This is a genomic window from Nocardioides scoriae (assembly GCF_900104965.1).
Classification (GTDB): Bacteria; Actinomycetota; Actinomycetes; order Propionibacteriales; family Nocardioidaceae; genus Marmoricola; species Marmoricola scoriae.
Map to the genome: position 1 here is coordinate 1 of NZ_LT629757.1, position 19,781 is coordinate 19,781.

Annotated in this window: 15 protein-coding genes; 9 read left to right on the forward strand and 6 right to left on the reverse strand. The window is 74.3% G+C overall.

Annotation, left to right across the window (positions count from 1 at the left end; all coding sequences use genetic code 11):
- Positions 1–403 precede the first annotated feature (403 nt).
- Complete coding sequence (locus BLU55_RS00005; protein WP_091724917.1) at positions 404–1,216, reverse strand: SDR family NAD(P)-dependent oxidoreductase; 813 nt, start codon at positions 1,214–1,216, stop codon at positions 404–406.
- Between the two features lie 32 nt (positions 1,217–1,248).
- Between BLU55_RS00005 and BLU55_RS00010 the strand changes: the two genes are divergently transcribed.
- The 4 genes from BLU55_RS00010 (at position 1,249) to ispG (ending at position 6,025) form a co-directional block, all read left to right on the forward strand.
- Positions 1,249–2,178 carry an SDR family NAD(P)-dependent oxidoreductase gene (locus BLU55_RS00010; protein ID WP_091724918.1) on the forward strand — a complete coding sequence of 310 codons (930 nt, stop codon included), beginning with the start codon at positions 1,249–1,251 and terminating at the stop codon, positions 2,176–2,178.
- A 217-nt stretch (positions 2,179–2,395) separates the two neighbouring features.
- On the forward strand, positions 2,396–3,529 hold the full coding sequence (locus tag BLU55_RS00015; protein ID WP_091724920.1) for a 1-deoxy-D-xylulose-5-phosphate reductoisomerase: 1,134 nt from the start codon (positions 2,396–2,398) through the stop codon (positions 3,527–3,529).
- Positions 3,526–4,854 (forward strand): M50 family metallopeptidase, encoded by a 1,329-nt coding sequence (locus BLU55_RS00020; RefSeq protein WP_091724921.1) that lies wholly within the window; start codon positions 3,526–3,528, stop codon positions 4,852–4,854. The genes BLU55_RS00015 and BLU55_RS00020 overlap by 4 nt, the downstream gene beginning before the upstream one ends.
- A 19-nt stretch (positions 4,855–4,873) precedes the next feature.
- Positions 4,874–6,025 (forward strand): flavodoxin-dependent (E)-4-hydroxy-3-methylbut-2-enyl-diphosphate synthase, encoded by a 1,152-nt coding sequence (gene ispG, locus BLU55_RS00025; RefSeq protein WP_091724923.1) that lies wholly within the window; start codon positions 4,874–4,876, stop codon positions 6,023–6,025.
- An 18-nt stretch (positions 6,026–6,043) separates the two neighbouring features.
- Here the strand turns inward: ispG and BLU55_RS00030 are convergent, their stop codons facing one another.
- Both BLU55_RS00030 and BLU55_RS00035 read right to left on the reverse strand, forming a co-directional pair.
- Positions 6,044–7,513 carry a glycosyltransferase 87 family protein gene (locus tag BLU55_RS00030; protein WP_231916973.1) on the reverse strand — a complete coding sequence of 490 codons (1,470 nt, stop codon included), beginning with the start codon at positions 7,511–7,513 and terminating at the stop codon, positions 6,044–6,046.
- Positions 7,514–7,573: 60 nt separating this feature from the next.
- The gene (locus tag BLU55_RS00035; protein ID WP_091724925.1) at positions 7,574–8,296 is read right to left on the reverse strand and encodes a hypothetical protein; all 723 of its coding nucleotides are present in this window, start codon (positions 8,294–8,296) and stop codon (positions 7,574–7,576) included.
- A 72-nt stretch (positions 8,297–8,368) separates the two neighbouring features.
- Between BLU55_RS00035 and BLU55_RS00040 the strand changes: the two genes are divergently transcribed.
- From BLU55_RS00040 to BLU55_RS00055, 4 genes are all read left to right on the forward strand, one after another.
- Positions 8,369–9,214, forward strand: coding sequence for a GNAT family N-acetyltransferase (locus BLU55_RS00040; protein ID WP_091724927.1), 846 nt, complete (start codon positions 8,369–8,371; stop codon positions 9,212–9,214).
- Positions 9,215–9,321: 107 nt separating this feature from the next.
- Entirely contained in the window at positions 9,322–11,004 is a 1,683-nt protein-coding gene (locus BLU55_RS00045; RefSeq protein WP_197681046.1) for an alkaline phosphatase family protein, read from the forward strand.
- A 66-nt stretch (positions 11,005–11,070) separates the two neighbouring features.
- Positions 11,071–12,837 (forward strand): proline--tRNA ligase, encoded by a 1,767-nt coding sequence (locus tag BLU55_RS00050; protein ID WP_091724928.1) that lies wholly within the window; start codon positions 11,071–11,073, stop codon positions 12,835–12,837.
- Between the two features lie 245 nt (positions 12,838–13,082).
- Entirely contained in the window at positions 13,083–14,054 is a 972-nt protein-coding gene (locus BLU55_RS00055) for a zinc metalloprotease (protein WP_091724930.1), read from the forward strand.
- 247 nt (positions 14,055–14,301) lie between these two features.
- Here BLU55_RS00055 and BLU55_RS00060 read toward each other — a convergent pair whose 3' ends face one another.
- Positions 14,302–15,258, reverse strand: a complete 957-nt coding sequence (locus BLU55_RS00060) for an aldo/keto reductase (RefSeq protein ID WP_231916974.1) — start codon at positions 15,256–15,258, stop codon at positions 14,302–14,304.
- Positions 15,259–15,457: 199 nt separating this feature from the next.
- Here BLU55_RS00060 and BLU55_RS00065 point away from each other — a divergent pair, with 199 nt between their 5' ends.
- On the forward strand, positions 15,458–16,774 hold the full coding sequence (locus BLU55_RS00065) for an acetamidase/formamidase family protein (RefSeq protein WP_231916975.1): 1,317 nt from the start codon (positions 15,458–15,460) through the stop codon (positions 16,772–16,774).
- 103 nt (positions 16,775–16,877) lie between these two features.
- Here the strand turns inward: BLU55_RS00065 and BLU55_RS00070 are convergent, their stop codons facing one another.
- Entirely contained in the window at positions 16,878–18,278 is a 1,401-nt protein-coding gene (locus BLU55_RS00070; RefSeq protein WP_091724932.1) for a TldD/PmbA family protein, read from the reverse strand.
- Positions 18,275–19,711: a TldD/PmbA family protein gene (locus BLU55_RS00075; protein WP_091724934.1), complete on the reverse strand. Its 1,437-nt coding sequence runs from the start codon at positions 19,709–19,711 to the stop codon at positions 18,275–18,277. Before BLU55_RS00075 ends, BLU55_RS00070 begins: the two co-directional genes overlap by 4 nt.
- Positions 19,712–19,781 lie beyond the last annotated feature (70 nt).

Here is a 19,781-nt window from a genome sequence, read left to right on the forward strand (position 1 = left end):
ATCGCGACACGCCTGAGGTCGCCGAGCGGGCGATCGCGACACGCCTGAGGTCGCCGAGCGGGCGATCTCGACACGCCCCGGCCCTCGGTCCCCGAGGAGGTCGCCCTGGCGACCGTCTCGAGGGGTCCGGCTCCGAGACAGGACTCCTTCCTTCCTCAGCCACCGACAGCGGGTCACGGCGTACGACGACGGCCCGGTCGGCGGGGTTCGGCGTACGTCGATCGCCCGGTCGGCGGGGTGCGGCGTACGACGATCGCCCGGTCGGCGGGGTGCGGCGTACGAGAATCGCCCGGTCGGCGGGGTGCGGCGTACGACGATCGCCCGGTCGGCGGGGTTCGGCGTACGACGATCGCCCGCTCGGCGGGGTGCGGCGTACGACGATCGCCCGGTCGGGGCCACCCGGTCAGCGCGGGAGGCGGCGGCGGGAGGCGAGCTCGAAGGCGGGGCCCACGACGCGGTCCCAGATCGGCGGGGCGAGGTTGAAGGCCAGGAGCATCAGGTAGTTGCTCCAGGCCGTCTGCACCGAGCGCGAGGGCGTCCGGCCGCCGTGGGCGTGGCGCAGCACCGCGCGGGCGGCCCGCTCGGGCGAGATGGTGGGCGGCGGGGGCGTGTTGACGCCGCCGGCCGAGTCGAGGGCGCTGCCGTAGATCGGGGTGTCGACGCTGCCCGGGGCGACGTGGACGATCCGCACGCCCGGCACGTCGAGGTTCTCGATGTGGAGCTGGCGTGCCAGGGCGCGCACGCCCCACTTGCTGACGACGTACGGCGTCATCTCCGGCACGTTGATGTGGCCCAGGAGCGAGCCGACCAGCACCAGGGTGCCGCTGCCCTGCCCCCGGAGGACGGGCACGACGTGGCGCGCGACGTTGGCCGCGCCCAGCAGGTTGGTCGAGACCACCGAGTCGAAGTCCTCGGGGGTGGTGTCCTCGGTGCGGCCGTAGCTGACCACGCCCGCGCAGTGCAGCACGGCGTCGAGGTGGCCGCGCTCGCGCAGCGCCTGCTCGACGGCCTCCGCGACGGCGTCGTCGTCGGCGACGTCGGCGACCAGCACGGTCGCGCCGGCGGCGCCGGCCGCGAGGCACTCCTCGGCGACCTCCTCGAGCACCTCCTTGCGCCGCGCGAGCAGCGCGACGTGGTCGCCCTCGGCGGCGGCCTGGAGGGCGGTGGCCCGGCCGATGCCGCTCGAGGCTCCGGTGATGATGACGGTCCTGCTCATGGGGTGACCTCTGCGTCCGTAGGGTGGTGGGGATGACGACGACGACGATCGACCGAGTGGTGATGGTCGTCGGGGCGACCTCCGGGATCGGCCTCGCGGTCGCCGAGCAGGCGAGCGGGAGGGGCGAGACCGTCGTGGTCGTCGCCCGCGATCCGGGGAGGGTCGAGGAGGTCGCGGCGGGGCTGCCCGGCGAGGCGCTCGGGATCGCCCTCGACGTGGTCGACGGGGAGGCGGTGCACGCCGCCGTCGAGACCGTGGTGCGCCGCTTCGGCCGTCTGGACGCCGTGGTGACGACCGCCCAGGTGATGGCCTACGGCGACGTGGAGCAGGTGCCGCCGGAGATCGTGCAGCGGGTCGTGGACACCGCCGTGATGGGCACCCACCACCTCGCCCGCGCCGTGCTGCCGGTCTTCCGGTCGCAGGGCGGCGGCACGCTGGTGGTGGTGAGCTCGCTGCTCGCGGAGATCGCGGTGCCGCGGATGGGGATCTACAGCGCGGCCAAGTGGGGCCAGCTGGGGCTCGTGCGCTCGCTGCAGGCCGAGGTCCGCCACGAGCGCGACCTGCACGTCTGCCTGGTGCTGCCGGGGGCGATCGACACCCCGATCTACCACCAGGCCGCGACGTACGGCGGCAGCCGTGGCTCGGCCCCGCCGCCGGTCATCAGCCCCGAGTCGGTGGCCCGGACCTGCCTGGCGATGCTCGAGCGTCCCCGTCGACTGGTCCACGCCGGGCCGGTCAACCGGCTCGCGGTGATCGGCTTCCGGGCGATGCCGTGGGTCTACGACCGGGTGGCGCGTCCCATGGTCGACCTGGTGGCCCTGCGCGGACCCGCCGCCGAACCCTCCGCGGGCAACGTGCTGGAGCCGCTGCCGCGGCGCGAGGGCCTCAACGGCGGCTGGACCTTCGTGGGCCGGCTGCGCCGTGCCGACGGCCGGGCGCGCTGGCGACGCCGGTCGCGCTGAGCGCGGTGCCGGCGGCAGGACCGGCGCCAGCCGGGGCTGGCCTGCCGGGTGGGGAAGGTGCGTCATCGGTGCTCCGGTCGCGTCTGGGGCCACGGGTCGAAGCGGGGCACCTCCGAGCGTAGCCAGGCGCCCGCAACGCCCGGTCCGCCCGCGGGCCGCGCGACGCGGGTCCGGCGGGGTGCCGGGGACGCTCAGGCAGCGCTGCGATGATGCGCGGGTGAGCAAGCGCCGCGACGTCGTCATCCTGGGCTCGACCGGGTCGATCGGGACCCAGGCCCTCGACGTGGTGCGGGCGGCGCCCGAGCGCTTCCGCGTGGTCGCGCTGACCGCCGGGGGCAGCCAGCCGGAGCTCTTCGAGCAGCAGGTCGCGGAGTTCGCCCCCGCCTTCTCCGGGCTCGGGGAGGACGCCTCCGTCGAGGCCGCGTCCCTGGCCTGCGACGTCGTGCTCAACGGCATCACGGGTGCGGTCGGGCTGCGGCCCACCGTCGCCGCGCTGGAGGCCGGGTCGGTGCTGGCGCTGGCCAACAAGGAGTCGCTCATCATCGGCGGCCCGGTCGTGACCGACCTGGCGGCGCCCGGCCAGATCGTGCCGGTGGACAGCGAGCACAGCGCCCTGGCGCAGTGCCTGCGCGGCGGGACCGCCGCAGAGGTGCGCCGCCTCGTGCTCACCGCCAGCGGGGGTCCCTTCCGGGGGCGCACCCGCGAGCAGCTGGCCGAGGTCACCCCCGAGCAGGCGCTGGACCACCCGACCTGGGCCATGGGCCCGGTCGTGACCATCAACTCCGCGACCCTGGTCAACAAGGGGCTGGAGGTGATCGAGGCGCACCTGCTCTTCGACGTGCCGTACGCCGACATCGAGGTCGTCGTGCACCCCACGAGCGTCGTGCACTCGATGGTGGAGTTCACCGACGGCTCGACGCTGGCGCAGGCCAGCCCGCCGACGATGCTGATCCCGATCGCCCTCGGCCTGGCCTGGCCCGACCGGGTGCCCGGCACGGCCCCGGCCGTCGACTGGACCCGACCGCAGACCTGGGACTTCCACCCCCTCGACCACGACGCCTTCCCGGCCGTCCGGCTGGCCCGGCGCGCCGGCGAGCGGGGCGGCACCGCCCCTGCGGTCTACAACGCGGCCAACGAGGTCTGCGTCGAGGCGTTCCGCACCGGCCGGCTGCCGTTCGTGGCGATCGTGGACACGATCGGCGAGGTGCTCGCCGCCCACGACGTACGCTCGGGATCGGCCGACGCGCCCACCCCCACCGGGCCGCAGCGGCTCACCGTCGAGGACGTCCTGGCCGCCGACCGGTGGGCCCGGGACCACACCGCGAGCCTGCTGGAGGGCACCACCCGATGACCGCGCTGTTCTACCTCCTCGGCGTGCTCGTCTTCGTCGTCGGGCTGCTGGGCTCGGTGGCGCTGCACGAGGCCGGCCACCTGATCCCCGGCAAGCTGTTCAACGTCCGGGTGACGCAGTTCTTCGTCGGCTTCGGACGGACCCTGTGGTCGCGGCAGCGGGGTGAGACGGAGTACGGCCTCAAGGCGATCCCGCTCGGCGGCTACTGCAAGCTCGTCGGGATGGTGCCGCCCAACGCCGCGGACGCCGAGGCGGGTCCCGACCAGGTCCGCAGCCGCGCGACCGGCATGTTCGCCCAGCTGGTCAGCGACGCCAAGGACGCGGAGTACGAGCACGTCGACCCCCACGACCACGACCGGCTGTTCTACAACAAGCCGTGGTGGCAGCGGGTGGTCATCATGGGCTCCGGCGTCGCGATCAACCTGGTGCTGAGCTTCCTGCTCTTCGCGGTGGTCTTCATGGGCTACGGCGTCTACCAGCCGACCACCACGATCTCCTCGGTCTCGCAGTGCGTCGTGGCCACCACCGCGGCCACCGCCGACCAGCCGCCGCGCGCGTGCACCTCGTCGGACCCCGAGTCGCCGGCGAAGGCCGCGGGCTTCCGCCCCGGCGACCGGTTCGTGTCGATCAACGGCACCGCGATCGGCGGCTGGGAGCAGATGCAGGCCGCCATCCGCGACAACGGCGACCGCACCGCCACCATCGTGGTCGAGCGCGACGGCCGCGAGGTCACCCTGCGCCCCACGACGACCGTCACCACCCAGGCGACCGACCCCGAGGACCCGACCACCGTCACCGAGGTGGGCTTCCTCGGCGTGGTGCCGCTCCAGGAGCGCGAGCGCCAGGGCGTGGGGTACGTCGCCGGGCGGATGGTCGACGGCACCGTGCAGACCGCCCAGACGATCGGCACCCTGCCCGCCCGCGTGTACGACGCGGGGCAGGCCGCGCTCGGCCTCGAGGAGCGCGACCCCAACGGCCCGATGAGCGTCGTCGGGGCCGGCCGGGTCGCGGGCGAGCTGGCCTCGGAGGACCGGATCCCGGTGCTCGACCGGTTCTTCCTCATCGTCGGCCTGCTCGCCGGGCTCAACCTGTTCCTGGGCCTGGTCAACCTGCTGCCGCTGCCGCCCTTCGACGGCGGCGGGATCGCCACGACGCTCTACGAGACCGCGCGTCGCCGCATCGCCCGGGCGCGCGGCAAGCCCGACCCCGGCGGGGTCGACAGCGCCCGGCTGCTGCCCCTGACGTACGCCATGGCAGCGGTGATCCTGCTGGTCAGCGTGGTGCTGATCTTCGCCGACGTGCTGGCGCCGGTGAGCCTGTCGTAGCGACTCCTAGACTGGGGTCATGACTTCTGTGTCCCTCGGCATGCCCGCGGCCCCGCCGCCGGTGCTCGCCCCCCGCCGCCAGACCCGCCAGATCCAGGTCGGCAAGGTGGGTGTCGGCAGCGAGTCGCCCGTCTCGGTGCAGTCGATGACGACCACGCTCACCTCCGACGTCAACTCCACCCTCCAGCAGATCGCCGAGCTGACCGCCTCGGGCTGCGACATCGTGCGGGTGGCCTGCCCCTCGCAGGACGACGCCGACGCGCTGCCCGCGATCGCGACCAAGTCGCAGATCCCGGTCATCGCCGACATCCACTTCCAGCCGAAGTACGTCTACGCCGCGATCGAGGCCGGCTGCGCCGCCGTGCGCGTCAACCCGGGCAACATCCGCAAGTTCGACGACCAGGTCAAGGAGATCGCCCGGACCGCCAAGGACCACGGCACCTCGATCCGGATCGGCGTCAACGCGGGCTCGCTCGACAAGCGGATCATGGACAAGTACGGCAAGGCCACGCCCGAGGCGCTGGTCGAGTCGGCCGTGTGGGAGGCCTCGCTCTTCGAGGAGCACGACTTCCACGACTTCAAGATCTCGGTCAAGCACAACGACCCGGTCGTGATGGTGCGCGCCTACGAGCTGCTCGCCGAGGCGGGCGACTGGCCGCTGCACCTCGGCGTCACCGAGGCCGGTCCGGCCTTCCAGGGCACGATCAAGTCGGCCACCGCCTTCGGGGCGCTGCTGTCCCAGGGCATCGGCGACACCATCCGCGTCTCGCTGTCCGCGCCCCCGGTCGAGGAGGTCAAGGTCGGCATCCAGATCCTGCAGTCGCTCAACCTGCGGCCCCGCAAGCTCGAGATCGTCTCGTGCCCCTCCTGCGGGCGGGCCCAGGTCGACGTCTACAAGCTGGCCGAGGAGGTCACCTCCGGCCTCGAGGGCATGGAGGTCCCGCTGCGCGTGGCCGTCATGGGCTGCGTCGTCAACGGCCCCGGCGAGGCCCGCGAGGCCGACCTGGGCGTCGCCTCGGGCAACGGCAAGGGCCAGATCTTCGTCAAGGGCGAGGTCGTCAAGACCGTCCCCGAGTCGCAGATCGTGGAGACGCTCATCGAGGAGGCGCTGCGCATCGCCGAGACGATGGAGGCCACCGAGGGCGCCTCGGCCGAGGTCACCGTCGGCTGACCAGTCGGCGCGGCCGCCTCACCACACCGTGTAGAAGAGCTGCTGCACCACCAGCGCGGTCAGCAGCTGCAGGCCCAGACCCCAGCGGCGCCACCGCTCGGGCAGCAGGGCGCACGAGACGAGCAGCCACGGCATGAACGGCAGCCAGATCCGCTCGACCTCCGCCTTGCTCATGCCCGACGCGTCGGCGGCGGCCACCATCACCACGGCCGCCCCGGCGAGCAGCAGCGGGGCGTGGTCGCGGCGCAGCCACGCCCGGGGGCGTGCCGCCAGGTGGGCCACCCCGGCGGCGACCAGCGGGCCCGCGCTGATGACGAGCAGTGCCAGGTTGGCCCAGCGCCAGTAGTCCTCCGGCCGGTCCTTGGCGATGCCCTCCTCGTAGCGCTCGACCAGCGCGGGGTAGAAGTCCCACCACGCCCAGCCGGCGGCGGCGAAGCCCAGCACGACGACCAGGGCGGCGCCGGCGGCCAGCGGCAGCGGCCGCCAGGAGCGCCCGGCCACCAGCACGGCGACGGCGAGCAGGCCCATGAGCGGCATGCCGTAGGACATCATCACCAGCATCCCGAGCAGCAGGCCCGCGAGCAGCGACCAGCCGACGCCGCGGCGCCTGTCCCGGCGCTGCTTCCGGTCGTGCGCCTTCGGGGTGGACGCGCGGGCGAGGGCGGCGGTGCCCAGCGCCAGGCACGCGATGCCCCAGGCGGCGACGGCGGCGAACACCGCGTCGCCCGAGACGGCCATGAAGACCGCGGTCGGCGCGACCACCAGGAAGGGGGCCGCGCGTCGGGCGGTCGCCTCCGCGCCCAGGGCACGCAGCGTCACCAGCACCGCGAGCGCGGTGGTCGCGGCCAGCAGCGTCACCACCACCCCGGCGGCCAGGTCGCCGCCGAGGCCGACCTTGACCAGCGCGACGAAGAACAGCAGCGCGGCGGGCGGGTGGCCCGCGACGTGGGTGGGGAACGCGTCGGGGGAGTCCAGCGGCATCCGCTCGAGCCAGGTGGAGAACAGGGTGCCGAGACCGCCGACGTCGCGGGCGGTGGTGAGGTACTCGTAGGGGTTGCCCAGCTGGCGCGAGAGGCCGGCGGTGCCGTCGACCAGCGCGAGCGACAGCATCCAGGCCAGGCCGGCGGCGTAGCCCACGACCAGCAGCCGGCGCCAGGGCAGCCGCTCGGCCAGCCCCGCGGCGTACCTCCAGCTGAGCAGGGCCAGCAGCACCGCCGGCGCCGTGCCGGGGCCGAACCACTTCGGCTCCCACAGGCCGTGCAGCGGCGGGACGGCACGGTCGGAGGCCGAGCGCGGGGCCCGTGAGTAGACCTCCTCGCCGCTGTGCCCGGGATACCAGAACGACCACGCCACCAGGCCGACCGCGACCGCCAGGCCGAGCCACGGCAGCAGGCGGGGGAGCATCGACCGCACCCGGTCGCCCCGGTCGCCGCCGGGGGCGCGGGAGGAGGCCCCGGAGGAGGACGAGCGGTCGGTGAGGGCAGCCACGGGGGCGAGCATGGCAGGTGGGGGCCAAGCACCGCCCGCGGATCGGGCGGGTCGGCCGGGCTAGCCGGCGGCCGTCAGCGCCCGGCGCACGACGAGCTCGGCGGCGTGCCCCTGGCGCCACGCCCTGCTCTCGCGGGAGAGGAACGCGAGGTCCTTGAGCGCCTTGGCCCGGGACTTCTTCTCCGACAGGTCGACCACGGTCGCCTGCTGCCAGGCGGGGTCCTGGTCGGCGGCCGCCTGCTCGGCGCGGCGCTCCATCGTCCGCAGCGCGGCCTCGACCTGGGCCGCGGTCGGGGCGCCGCGCCCGGCCTTCCCCGAGGGTCGGGCGTACGCCGCGGCGCGCTCGCCCACCCGGTCGAGCTGGTAGGCGAGGTCGTAGGGCCGCAGCGTCGTGACGAACGCCGCCAGGCTCGTCAGCTGGGTCTTCTCGGCGGCCAGCGTCCGCTCGCAGTCCGAGGCCTTCGCGGTGGTGGCGTAGTAGTCGACCGACGCGGCGATGCTGGTCGTGCGCCCCGGCAGGGAGGAGGGGTGCTCGTCGTCACCGTCGGGCAGCCGGTCGCCGAGCGCGCGCCACTGGTCGCGGCAGTCCTGGTCGGCGGCGCTCGCGGTGGGGGTGTCGGACGCGTCACCGGTGCCACCGGACCCGCCGTCGCCACCGCCGCAGCCCCCGAGCAACAGGCCCCCGACGACCAGCGGGGCCAGCAGCGGCAGCAGCCGTGGCGCCGACGGTGAGACCCGCGGGCGGGCGGGTCGCGAGCAGGCGGCAGGAGGGGTGCGGCGCATGGCGTCACCGTAGTGCTCGGCGCCCCCGCTGACCGGCGAACCGGCCGAGCACGGGTGCCGTAGGCTCGCGCCGTGGTCAGGACCAGCCAGAGCGTGCGCGTCCTCGGCCCGGCCGACGTGGAGGCCGCCCTCGCGGTCATCGCGCGTGACCCGGTGGTCAACGTCTTCGCCGACTACCGCACCCGGCTGACCCAGCTCGACCCGCGCTGGCTCGGTGGCGAGATGTGGGGCTACCACGAGGGCGACGAGCTGGTCTCGCTGTGCCACGTGGGGGCCAACCTGGTGCCGGTCGGCGCCGGTCCGGAGGCCTGCGCGGCGTTCGCCGAGCGCGCGATGCGCTCCGGTCCGCGCAGCTCGACCCTGGTGGGCCCGCGCGAGGCCGTCGAGCAGATGTGGGACGACCTGGCCACCCACTGGCCGGCGCCGCGCGAGCTGCGCTGGGACCAGCCGCACCTCGAGGCCCTGCGACCCGCCGAGGTGGCCTCCGACCCGGCCGTGCGACGCACCACGCGCGAGCAGGCCACGACCCTCTACCCGGCCTGCGTGGCGATGTACACCGAGGAGGTGGGCATCTCCCCGGAGGTCGACGGCGGGCGCGACCTCTACCGGGCGCGGGTCAACCAGCTGATCGGCCGCGGCTGGTCGTTCTCGCGGATCGAGGACGGCCGGGTGCTGTTCAAGGCCGAGGTCGCCTGCGCCAGCCCGTCGGCCTGCCAGGTCCAGGGCGTGTACGTCGATCCCGAGCTGCGCGGCCAGGGCCTCGCGACGGCGGGGATGGCGGCCGTGGTGGAGGCCTGCCAGCGCGAGATCGCCCCGTCGGTGTCGCTCTACGTCAACGCCCACAACACCGCGGCGCGGGCGGCGTACGCCCGGGCGGGGTTCGTCCAGACCGAGACGTTCTCGACGATCATGTTCTGAGCAGGTCGGGTCCACCTGCTGCTCACCTCCCAGGTGGTTGCCAGATGCAACCGTGGTGGAGTCTGCTGGTCCTCTCCCACCCGGGAGACCGACCGAGGAGCAGCTCCGTGACCTCTCACCTCCGCCTCAGCGCCGCCGCGCTCACCGTGCTCGCGGCCACCGCGTCCGCCACCGTCGGGCTCGCGCCCGCGCACGCCACGTCCGCGCCGCAGCGGGCGCACCAGTCCCGCACCACCCCGGCCCGCACGACCCCGGCCCGCGCCCAGTCCCGCACCACCCCGGCGCGGGTGCGCCGGGCGACCGGGCGGCTGCCGGGCGGCTACCGGCACCTCGTCGTGATCTACGAGGAGAACCACTCCTTCGACAACCTCTACGGCACGTGGGGGCCGGTGGGCGGCCGGGCCGTCGACGGGCTCGCGAACGCCACCCGCGCGCAGGAGACCCAGGTCGGCCAGGACGGCCAGCCCTACGGCTGCCTGCCCCAGGACGACGTCAACCTGACCGCGCCGCCGCTCTCGGACCTGTGCCAGGACCGCGCCCACCAGGTCACCGCCGGCCACTTCGGCAACCGGCCCTTCACCATCGACGACGTCATCGCGCCCGAGGACCGCACCTGCCCCGCGCCGGGCACCTCCGCGCCCAACGGCGTGCTGGAGGACTCGCCCGGCGCCGAGCCGGGCGGCTGCACCCGCGACATCGTGCACCGCTTCTACCAGGAGCAGTACCAGCTCGACGGGGGCAAGCAGGACCGCTACACCACCGGTTCCGACGCGCTCGGCCTCACCCAGGGCACCTACGACACCCGCCGGCTGCCGATCTGGCGCTACCTGCACTCCCGGGGCGCCCCGAAGTACACGCTGGCCGACCGCTTCTTCCAGGCCGCCTTCGGCGGGTCGTTCCTCAACCACCAGTTCCTGGTGGCCGCCCGGGCGCCGATCGACACCTCGGCGGCCACCGACGGGGCCCGCAACTCGGTGCTCGACTCCAACGGGATGCCGACCTCCTACCCGCAGTACACCGCCACCGGACCGGTGGTCGACGACCGCCTGACGCAGTCGTGCGCCGACCCCGAGGCCGACGACGCCACCCGCGCCTGCGGCGACTTCGCCGTCAACACCATCCAGCCCGGCTCGGCGCCCCACGGCTCCGGGCCGGCCATGGCGCTGGTCGACGACGCGAAGTACCCCACGATCGGCGACCGGCTCAGCGCCAAGGGGATCTCGTGGGGCTGGTACTCCGGCGGCTGGGACGACGCCGTCGCCGGCCGGCCCGGTGCGCTCTTCCAGTACCACCACCAGCCGCTCAACTACTTCCGCACCACCGCCGAGGGCGGCCCGCTGCGCTCGCACCTGCGCGACGAGAAGCGCTTCATCGCCTCCGCCAGGGCCGGCCGGCTCCCGGCCGTGTCCTTCGTCAAGCCCTACGGCGCGGAGAACGAGCACCCCGGCTACGCCAGCGAGTCCACCGGCTCGGACCACCTCGTCGACCTGCTCGAGACGATCCGGCGCGGCCCGCAGGCGCGCTCCACGCTGGTGGTCGTGACCTACGACGAGTTCGGCGGGCAGTGGGACCACGTGGCGCCGCCGAAGGGCGACGCCTTCGGTCCCGGCACCCGGATCCCGGCGCTGGTCCTCGGTGGCCGGCAGCGGCGCTCCTCGGTCGACCACACGACGTACGACACCACCTCGATCCTGGCCACCATCGAGCACAGCTACGGCCTGCGGCCGCTGTCCCCGCGCGACGCGCGGGTGCGGGACCTGCGGGCGGCGGTGCGGGTGGGCCGGCGCTGAACCCCCGGTCACAGGGGCCTGGGGAGTCGTTAGCCTTGCGCGGTGAAGTCTCCCCAGGTCCTCCGGATGTCGTCCCTGTTCGTGCGCACGCTGCGCGAGGACCCCGTCGACGCCGAGGTGCCCAGCCACCGGCTGCTGGTCCGCGCGGGCTACATCCGTCGGGCCGCGCCCGGCATCTACACCTGGCTGCCGCTCGGCCTGCGCGTCTTCCGCAAGGTCGAGGCGATCGTGCGCGAGGAGATGGACGCCATGGGCGCCCAGGAGCTGCAGTTCCCGGCGCTGCTGCCCCGCGAGCCCTACGAGGCGACCAACCGCTGGACCGAGTACGGCCCCAACATCTTCCGGCTCCAGGACCGCAAGGGCGGTGACTACCTGCTCGGGCCGACCCACGAGGAGATGTTCACCCTCGTGGTGAAGGACCTCTACTCCTCCTACAAGGACCTCCCGGTCTGGCTCTACCAGATCCAGACGAAGTACCGCGACGAGGCGCGTCCGCGCGCGGGCCTGATGCGCGGGCGCGAGTTCGTGATGAAGGACAGCTACTCCTTCGACGTCACCGACGCCGGCCTCGACGCGTCGTACGCCGCGCACCGGGCGGCGTACGTCAGGACCTTCGACCGGCTCGGGTTCGACTACGTCGTCGTGCGGGCGACCAGCGGTGCGATGGGCGGCTCGCGCTCGGAGGAGTTCCTCGCGAGCAGCGAGGTGGGGGAGGACACCTACGTCCGCTGCACCACCTGCGACTACGCCGCCAACGTCGAGGCCGTGCAGGTGCCGGCGCCCGCCCCCGTGGCCCACGACGACGTCCCGGCCGCGCACGCCGAGAAGACGCCCGACACCCCGACCATCGCGACCCTGGTCGACCACCTCAACGAGGCCTACCCGCGCGAGGACCGCCCCTGGCACGCCGGCGACACCCTCAAGAACGTGCTGGTCGTGCTCAAGCACGCCGACGGCACCCGCGAGCCGCTGGCCATCGGCCTGCCCGGAGACCGCGAGGTCGACCAGAAGCGGCTCGAGGGCATGCTCGAGCCGACCGAGGTCGAGCCGATGGACGAGGCGGAGTTCGCCCGCCACCCCGCGCTGGTCAAGGGCTACATCGGCCCCGGTGCGCTGGGCTCGGAGCAGGCCTCCGGCATCCGCTACCTGCTCGACCCGCGGGTCGGGGAGGGCACCCGCTGGGTGACCGGCGCCGACACCCCCGGCAGCCACGTGATCGACCTCGTGGCGGGGCGCGACTTCACCGGCGACGGCACCATCGAGGCCGCCCAGGTGCGCGACGGCGACGCCTGCCCGCAGTGCGCGACGGAGGGCCGCGACGGGGTCCTCGAGACCGCCCGCGGCATCGAGATGGGCCACATCTTCCAGCTCGGCCGCAAGTACGCCGAGGCGCTCGACCTCAAGGTGCTCGACGAGAACGGCAAGCTGGTGACCGTCACCATGGGCTCCTACGGCATCGGCGTCTCGCGCGCCGTGCCGGTCATCGCCGAGGACAACCACGACGAGCTCGGGCTGGTGTGGCCCCGCGAGGTCGCCCCCGCCGACGTCCACCTCGTGGCCACCGGCAAGGACTCCGCCGTGTTCGAGGCCGCCGCCACGCTCGCCGACGCGCTCGCCGCCGAGGGCGTCGAGGTCATCTACGACGACCGCCCCAAGGTCAGCCCCGGCGTGAAGTTCAAGGACGCCGAGCTGATCGGCGTGCCGACCATCGTCACCGTCGGTCGCGGCCTCGTCGACGGCAACGTCGAGGTCAAGGACCGCCGCTCCGGCGTACGCACCGAGGTGCCCGTGGGCGAGGCCGTCGCTCACCTGGTGGGGGTCGTGCGGGGGTAGGCGGGGTGGGGCAGTTTCCCCGGTCGACCGGGGAAACTGCCCGCCGAACCGGACGAAAGGCCCACCGACGGGCAGTTTCGGCCGACATCGACGCCCGGATCGTCGGACTGCGTCCGCGCCCGTCGTACGCCGCGCGCACGTCCTGCCCGCCCCGGACGGTGGACTCCGACAACGATCGCGTCACGGGGGCTGGTGCCCGGGCGGGTTCCTTCCTACGGTGAGGGCCTCTCTCGGGAAGGAAACCCATGTCTCGCATCCTCGTGCGGGCGGCCCTGACGGCCGCCCTCGCCACCACCCTCACCGCCGGTGTCTCCAGCGCCGCCTTCGCGCCCACGGCGACCGCCGCGCCCTCGACCCGCTCGGTCGACTGCGTCGAGACCGGCCACGCCGACCACGCCGGCTCGTCGGCCCGGGTCGCCCCCGGCCACGGCAGCGGCAGGGCCGACACCCGCGAGGTGAGCCCCGCGGAGCAGCGCCAGATCGACCAGAGCACCCGCGCGATCCTCAAGAAGAAGCGCCAGCAGCAGTCGCGCTCCCTCGCCGCGGGCAACAGCATCGCGAGCATCCCGGTCTACGTGCACGTGATGATCGGCAACGGCAACGCCGGCAACGTGACCGACAGCCAGATCACCCGCCAGATCTCGGTGCTCAACCAGACCTACGGCGGCGCCGACGTCAACGGGGCCGGGCTCAACACCGGCGTGGGGTTCTACCTCGCCGGCACCGACCGCTACGTCAACAACTCCTGGCACCAGGACAAGCAGAGCTCGACGTACCGCGCGAAGACCCGCCTCGGTGGCAAGAACGCCCTCAACATCTGGCTCGTCGACTTCAGCTACCTCGGGGTCGCGACCTTCCCGTGGGACTACGCCAAGCAGCCGAAGATCGACGGCATCCGGGTGCAGTACAGCTCCCTGCCCGGCGGCAGCGCCACCAACTACAACCTCGGTGAGACCGCCACCCACGAGGCCGGCCACTGGCTCGGGCTCTACCACACCTTCCAGGGCGGCTGCGCCGACCCGGGCGACTCCGTGAGCGACACCCCGGCCCAGGCCTCGCCCTCGACGGGCTGCCCCACCGGCCGCGACAGCTGCACGGCCCCCGGCACCGACCCGATCCACAACTACATGGACTACAGCTACGACAGCTGCTACACGACGTTCAGCGCGGGCCAGGACTCGCGCATCGACCAGATGTGGGCGGCGTACCGCGCCTGACCCCGGTTCGTCCCGCGCGAGGGCAGTTTCCCCGGTCGACCGGGGAAACTGCCCTCGTGGCGTTCGTGGGCCCGTCCTCGCGCGGGACGTCATCCACTGCAGTCGTCAGGACGACCACCTCGTACGACGTCCCGGCGCGCCCGGCGACGTCCCGGCGCGCCCGGCGACGCCCCGGCCCGGCCCGGCGAGACAAACCGCCCGCCCGGCGACGCCCAGGCCCGTCCGGCGCCGTCTGACCCGCGACCCCCTAGATCGCGTCCAGCTCGACGAGGTCCTCGGGGGTGGGCTGCCAGCGGACGGCGGCGGCGTTGGTGCGGACCTGGTCGGGACGGGTGGCGCCCGAGATGACCGAGCCGACCGCGGGCTGGGCGGCGAGACCGGCGATGGCGACGTCGGTGGGGGTGAGGTCGCGAGCGGCGGCGTACGCCTCGAGCGCCTCGATGCGGTCCCAGTCGGCGCGGTCGAGCCACTGGGACCGGGTGGGGTCGAGCTGGGCGCGGGAGCCGTCGGGGGCGGCCTCGCCGCGGCGGTACTTGCCGGTCAGCAGGCCGTACTCCAGCGGGAAGAACGGCAGCACCCCGAGGCCGAAGCGCTCGCACACGGGGACGACCTCGCGCTCCAGCGAGCGGTCGAGCAGGGAGTAGCGGTTCTGCGCCGAGACGAATCGCTCCAGACCGCGGGTCTCGGCGGTCCACGACGCGTCGGCGACCTGCCAGCCGGTGAAGTTGGAGCATCCGACGTAGCGGACCTTGCCCTCCTGGACGAGCTCGGTCAGCACGGCGAGCGTCTCGGCCACCGGCGTCACCTCGTCGGGCACGTGGATCTGGTAGAGGTCCAGGTGGTCGGTGCGCAGCCGGCGCAGGCTGGCCTCGACGGCCCGTCGGACGTAGCGGCGCGACCCGCGCACCCCGTGGTCGGCCCCGTTGGTGCCCTGCATGTCGGCGCCGAACTTGGTGGCCACCACGAACTCGTCGCGTCGTCCCTGCAGCGCCTCGCCGAGCATCGACTCGCTCGCGCCCGGCTCCGCGCCGTAGACGTCGGCGGTGTCGAGCAGCGTCACGCCGGTGTCCTGGGCGGCGTCGAGGATCGCCGACACGCCGTCCTGGTCGACGCGGCGGCTGAAGGCGTTGCAGCCGATGCCGACGGCGCTCACCACGAGTCCGGAGGCGCCGAGCGGACGGTAGGTCATCTCCGAGGGGGTCATGTCCCGACCCTACGAGGCGCCCGCCACCCCTCGACGGCCCGTGCGGCCCTCCGGCGCGTGCGGCAGCGAGCGCGCGGGCGGAGCGGCGGTCGGCACCTCCGTGCGCGGAACGTTGCACGAACGTCATCCGGCGACTTCTGGCCGACACGTGGGTCTGCTCGGGTGTCGGGGACCCGTCATCTGCTCGGAGGAGACCCCCGTGCCCGCTCACCCGCCCGTCCCCGCCACCGCCCACGAGCCCGCACCGGGAGTCGGCCCCGCGGCCGCTCCCGCCGTCGGGCCGGCCCGGCGCTCGATGCTGCGCGCCGCCGCTGCGAGCGCCCTCGGTGGCGCCCTCGTCGTCGGCGAGCAGGGCGCCGCGTCGGCTGCGCCCGTCGCCGCCGCCCGGCCGATCCAGGTGCTCCAGCCCGGGGTCGGCCGCACCCGGGGTCGCTACGTCCCGGCCCGGGCCGACGAGGTGCTGTGGGGCCGGCTTCCCAACCGCGACACCCCGCCGGTGGCCGTGGTGCGCTCGGGCGACGTCGTCACCCTCGACACCATCTCCCACGAGGGCCTGCTGGAGGACCAGGGCCAGGACCCCCGCCAGTTCTTCGAGCAGTACGGCGTGGCCGAGCGCTCGGTGCTGCGCGACGCCGTCGCCGTGGCCGCTCGTACGCCGCACGACGGGCCCGGCCCCCACGTCGTGACCGGCCCGATCGCGGTGCGCGGCGCCGAGCCGGGCGACGTCTTGAGGATCGACGTGCTCGACCTGCCGCTGCGGGTGCCGTACGGCGTGATCTCCAACCGGCACGGCAAGGGCGCGCTGCCGGGGGAGTACCCCGAGCAGTTCGAGGGCCAGCCGTCGGCGCGGCGGTACTTCAACGAGGGCGGCAACATCAGCGTCTTCGCCGCTGCCGAGCGCACCCGCGGCCGGCTGCGCGGACGGCTCCCGGGGGCGGTCAAGGTGGGCTTCGACCTGCACCCCTTCATGGGCATGATGGGCGTCGCCCGCGACACCTCGGCCCTGGTCGACTCCGTCCCGCCGACCGACGCCGGTGGCAACATCGACATCAACGACCTGACCGTCGGCTCGACGCTCTACCTGCCGGTGCAGGTGGCGGGCGCGATGTTCTTCGCCGGCGACCCCCACATGGCCCAGGGCGACGGCGAGGTCGCGCTGACCGCCATGGAGGGCTCGCTGCGCCCGACCTTCCGGCTCACCGTGATCAAGAAGGGCTCGACGAAGGCACCGCGGCCGGCGTACGACGCGCCCTTCGCCGAGAACCGCGACTTCTGGATCCCGATCGGGCTCAGCGACCCCGACGGCCCCGAGAACGGCGGCAACGCGACCAGCCTCGACCTCGCCATGAAGAGCGCGGTCCGCCAGGCCATGGCCTTCCTCACCGAGGAGCTCGGGATGGCGGGGCCGGTGGCGTACGCCTACCTCTCCGCGGCCGCCGACTTCCAGTGCTCGCAGGTCGTCGACCGCACCACCGGCATCCACGCCCTGATCCGCAAGGCCGACTTCGGGAGGTGATCGCCCCAGGTCGGGGTAGTCCGAGACGTTCGGCAGGCCGAGACGGACACAACGGATGCCGAACGTCTCGGACTACCCGCCCCCCCGGGGACAGCGAGCCGGCTCAGCCCGAGGCACCGCCGGTGAAGTTCCACGAGGCGAGGTGCAGGGCCGGGCAGGAGAACCGGGGCGAGGTGGCGGTGTAGGTGTCGCCCGGGATCGGGGTGGCGGTGCGGCCGACGGCGCGGACGTTGCCGGGCGCCAGCGCCTGCTCGTAGGCCTGGGTGAAGCGGAAGTTCTTCACCGGGCGGGTGACCCGGCCGTCCTCGACCAGCCAGACGCCGTTGCGGGTCAGGCCGGTGATCGACAGGGTGCGGGGGTCCAGGACGCGGGTGTACCAGAAGTCGGTCACCAGCAGTCCGCGCTCCACGCCCGCCACCAGCGCGGCCACCGAGGCGTCGGCCGCGGGGCCGTCGGCCTCGTCCGCCACCGCGTCGAAGCCGTCGGTGGGCACGATCCCGAGGTGGCGGGCCGAGGGGCCGGTGCCGAAGCGGTTCTCGGCGTCGTGGCCGGTGCTGGTGGTGCCCGCCTCGGCGGCGGTGCGCCGGTCGTGGGTGACGTGGCGGGTGACGCCGTCCTCGACCAGCACCAGCCGCTGCCGCGGGGTGCCCTGCGAGTCGTAGCCGACGCCGACCGCGAGCGGGTCGTCGACCACGGTGACGGCCGGGTCGAACTGCGAGGCCCCGACGCGCACGAAGGAGCGGCGCTCGTTGACGGCCTTGCCGTTGAAGGCGCCGAAGGCGAGGTTGGTCAGCAGGTCGGAGACGGCGTCGGGCTCGAGGACGACCTCGTAGCGCCCCGGCTCCAGCTCGACGGGCTCGGCCCAGGCGCGGGCCTTGGCCGCGGCCCGGGCGCCGAGGGCGGTGCCGTCGAGGTCGGCGAGCCGCAGCGGCATCGCGCGGGCGACGCCGTCGGCGCGGCCCTCGGTCGCCTCGGCGCGGGCGACGCCGGCGAGGCCGCACTCGGCGGCCCGCCCCGAGACGAGCTGGCCGGCCGAGCTGGCCAGCGCGCTGTGCCGGTGGGTGGTGCGGCAGTAGCCGGCCGTCTCGAGGCCGGCCGCGCCGTCGACGAAGGCCCGCACGACCTCGGCGCGGTCGGTGGGCGACGCGTGGGCGGTGGCCTCGTCCGGCGGCGTGGCGTGCGCCGGGTCGACCGGTGCGAGCAGGCCGGGCCAGCTGGGGTCGGCGGGCGCGACGCGGGTCGAGGCGGCCACCCGCTCGACCAGCCGGTCGAGGTCGCCGGCACCGACGACGCTGGCGGACCCGGCCGCGGTGCGGCCCTCGTGGTGCACCAGCACCCGGACGGTGGTGACGTCCTCGGCGACGTTCTGGTGGATCACCGAGCCGGCGAAGCGGGTCAGCGCCACCTCGTGGCGGTCGGCCTCGACCGTCACGTCGGCGCCGGGGAGCGCGCGGCCGACGGCCTCGACGGCGGCGGTGGCGAGGTCCTCCTGGGGGGTGCTCATGCCCGCACCCCCACCCGTACGCCGCGGAACCGGGCGGGCGCGGCGGGATGGCCCGTGTGGCCGGTCTGGCCGGGCTGGCCCTTGCCGCAGTTGGGGGTGCCCCACGCGACGGACTCGTGGGAGAGCCGGTCCATCGAGGCCCAGAAGGTCGGGCCGATGCCGGTGTAGGTCGGGTTGCGGACCAGCCGGCCCAGCGCGCCGTTCTTCACCTCGTAGCCGACCTCGGTGCCGAACTGGAAGTTGAGCCGTCGGTCGTCGATCGACCAGGAGCGGTTGCTCTCCATGTAGATCCCGTCGTCGGTGTCGCTGATGATTTCCTCGAAGCTGTGCGGACCGGGCTCCAGCCCGACGTTGGTCATCCGCACCATGGGCAGCCGGGCCCAGCCGTCGGCGCGCACGCTGCCGGCGTACGGCAGGCCGGCGACGGCCGCCGAGTCGCGTCCGGCGAGCACACCCACCCACACGCCCTCGCGCACCGCGTCGCGCTTGGTGGCGGGGGTGCCCTCGTCGTCGTAGCCGAAGGACCCGAGCGCCCCGGGGATGGTCGGGTCGATGCTGATGTTCATCAGCTCCGAGCCGTAGCGCAGCGACCCGAGCCTGGACAGGTCCAGCCACGAGGTGCCGGCGTACGCCGCCTCCCAGCCGAGGATCCGGTCGAGCTCGATGGCGTGGCCCACGGACTCGTGGATCTGCAGCGCCAGCTGCTCCGAGCCCAGGATCAGGTCGGTGGTGCCGCTGGGGCACTCGGGGGCGGTGAGCAGCTCGCGCGCCTCGGCGCCGACCCGGGCGGCGTGCGCCTGGAGGTCGAGGCCCTCGACGAACTCCCACCCGCGGGTCGCGAACTGCCCGCGCGAGGCGGGGTAGGAGCGGCGCTGGGTCTCGTGCTCCCCGATCGCCGTGGCCTGGATGCCGGCCCCGCTCTCGCGGACGTGCTGGTCGATGCGGTGGCCCTCGCTGGAGACGAACCACTTGCGCGTCTCCCAGATGTCGTACGACGCGGTGGCCAGGTCGGCGCCGTGCTCGAGCATGGTCTCGGTGGCCCGCACCAGCAGGTCGCCCTTGGTGGCCAGGGACACCTCGAAGGGGTCGACCTCGCAGTCGCTGGCCCACGACCCGACCGCCGCCTCGCTCGGCACCAGCCCGCTGCCCTCGCGGGAGACCAGCCCGCTGGCCCGCGCGATCTCCGCGGCCCGGGCCCCGGCGTCCTTCACGGCGCGGTCGCCGAGGTCGGGGACCGCGTAGAAGCCCCACCCGGACCCCACCAGGGCGCGGACCCCGATGCCGGAGTCGGCGTCCTGCGTGACGTCGTCGACGGCGCCGTTGCGCGCCGACATGGACTCGTAGCGGCGGTGCATCACCCGGGCGTCGGCGTAGCTGGCGCCGGCGTCGAGCGCTGCCTGGACGGCCGCCTGCGCGGCGTCGAACTCGCTCATCCCCCGACCCTAGCCACGGCCCCGGACGGCCCGGGACGGCCCCGGGGCCCCCGGAGCGGGCAGGTCGGGT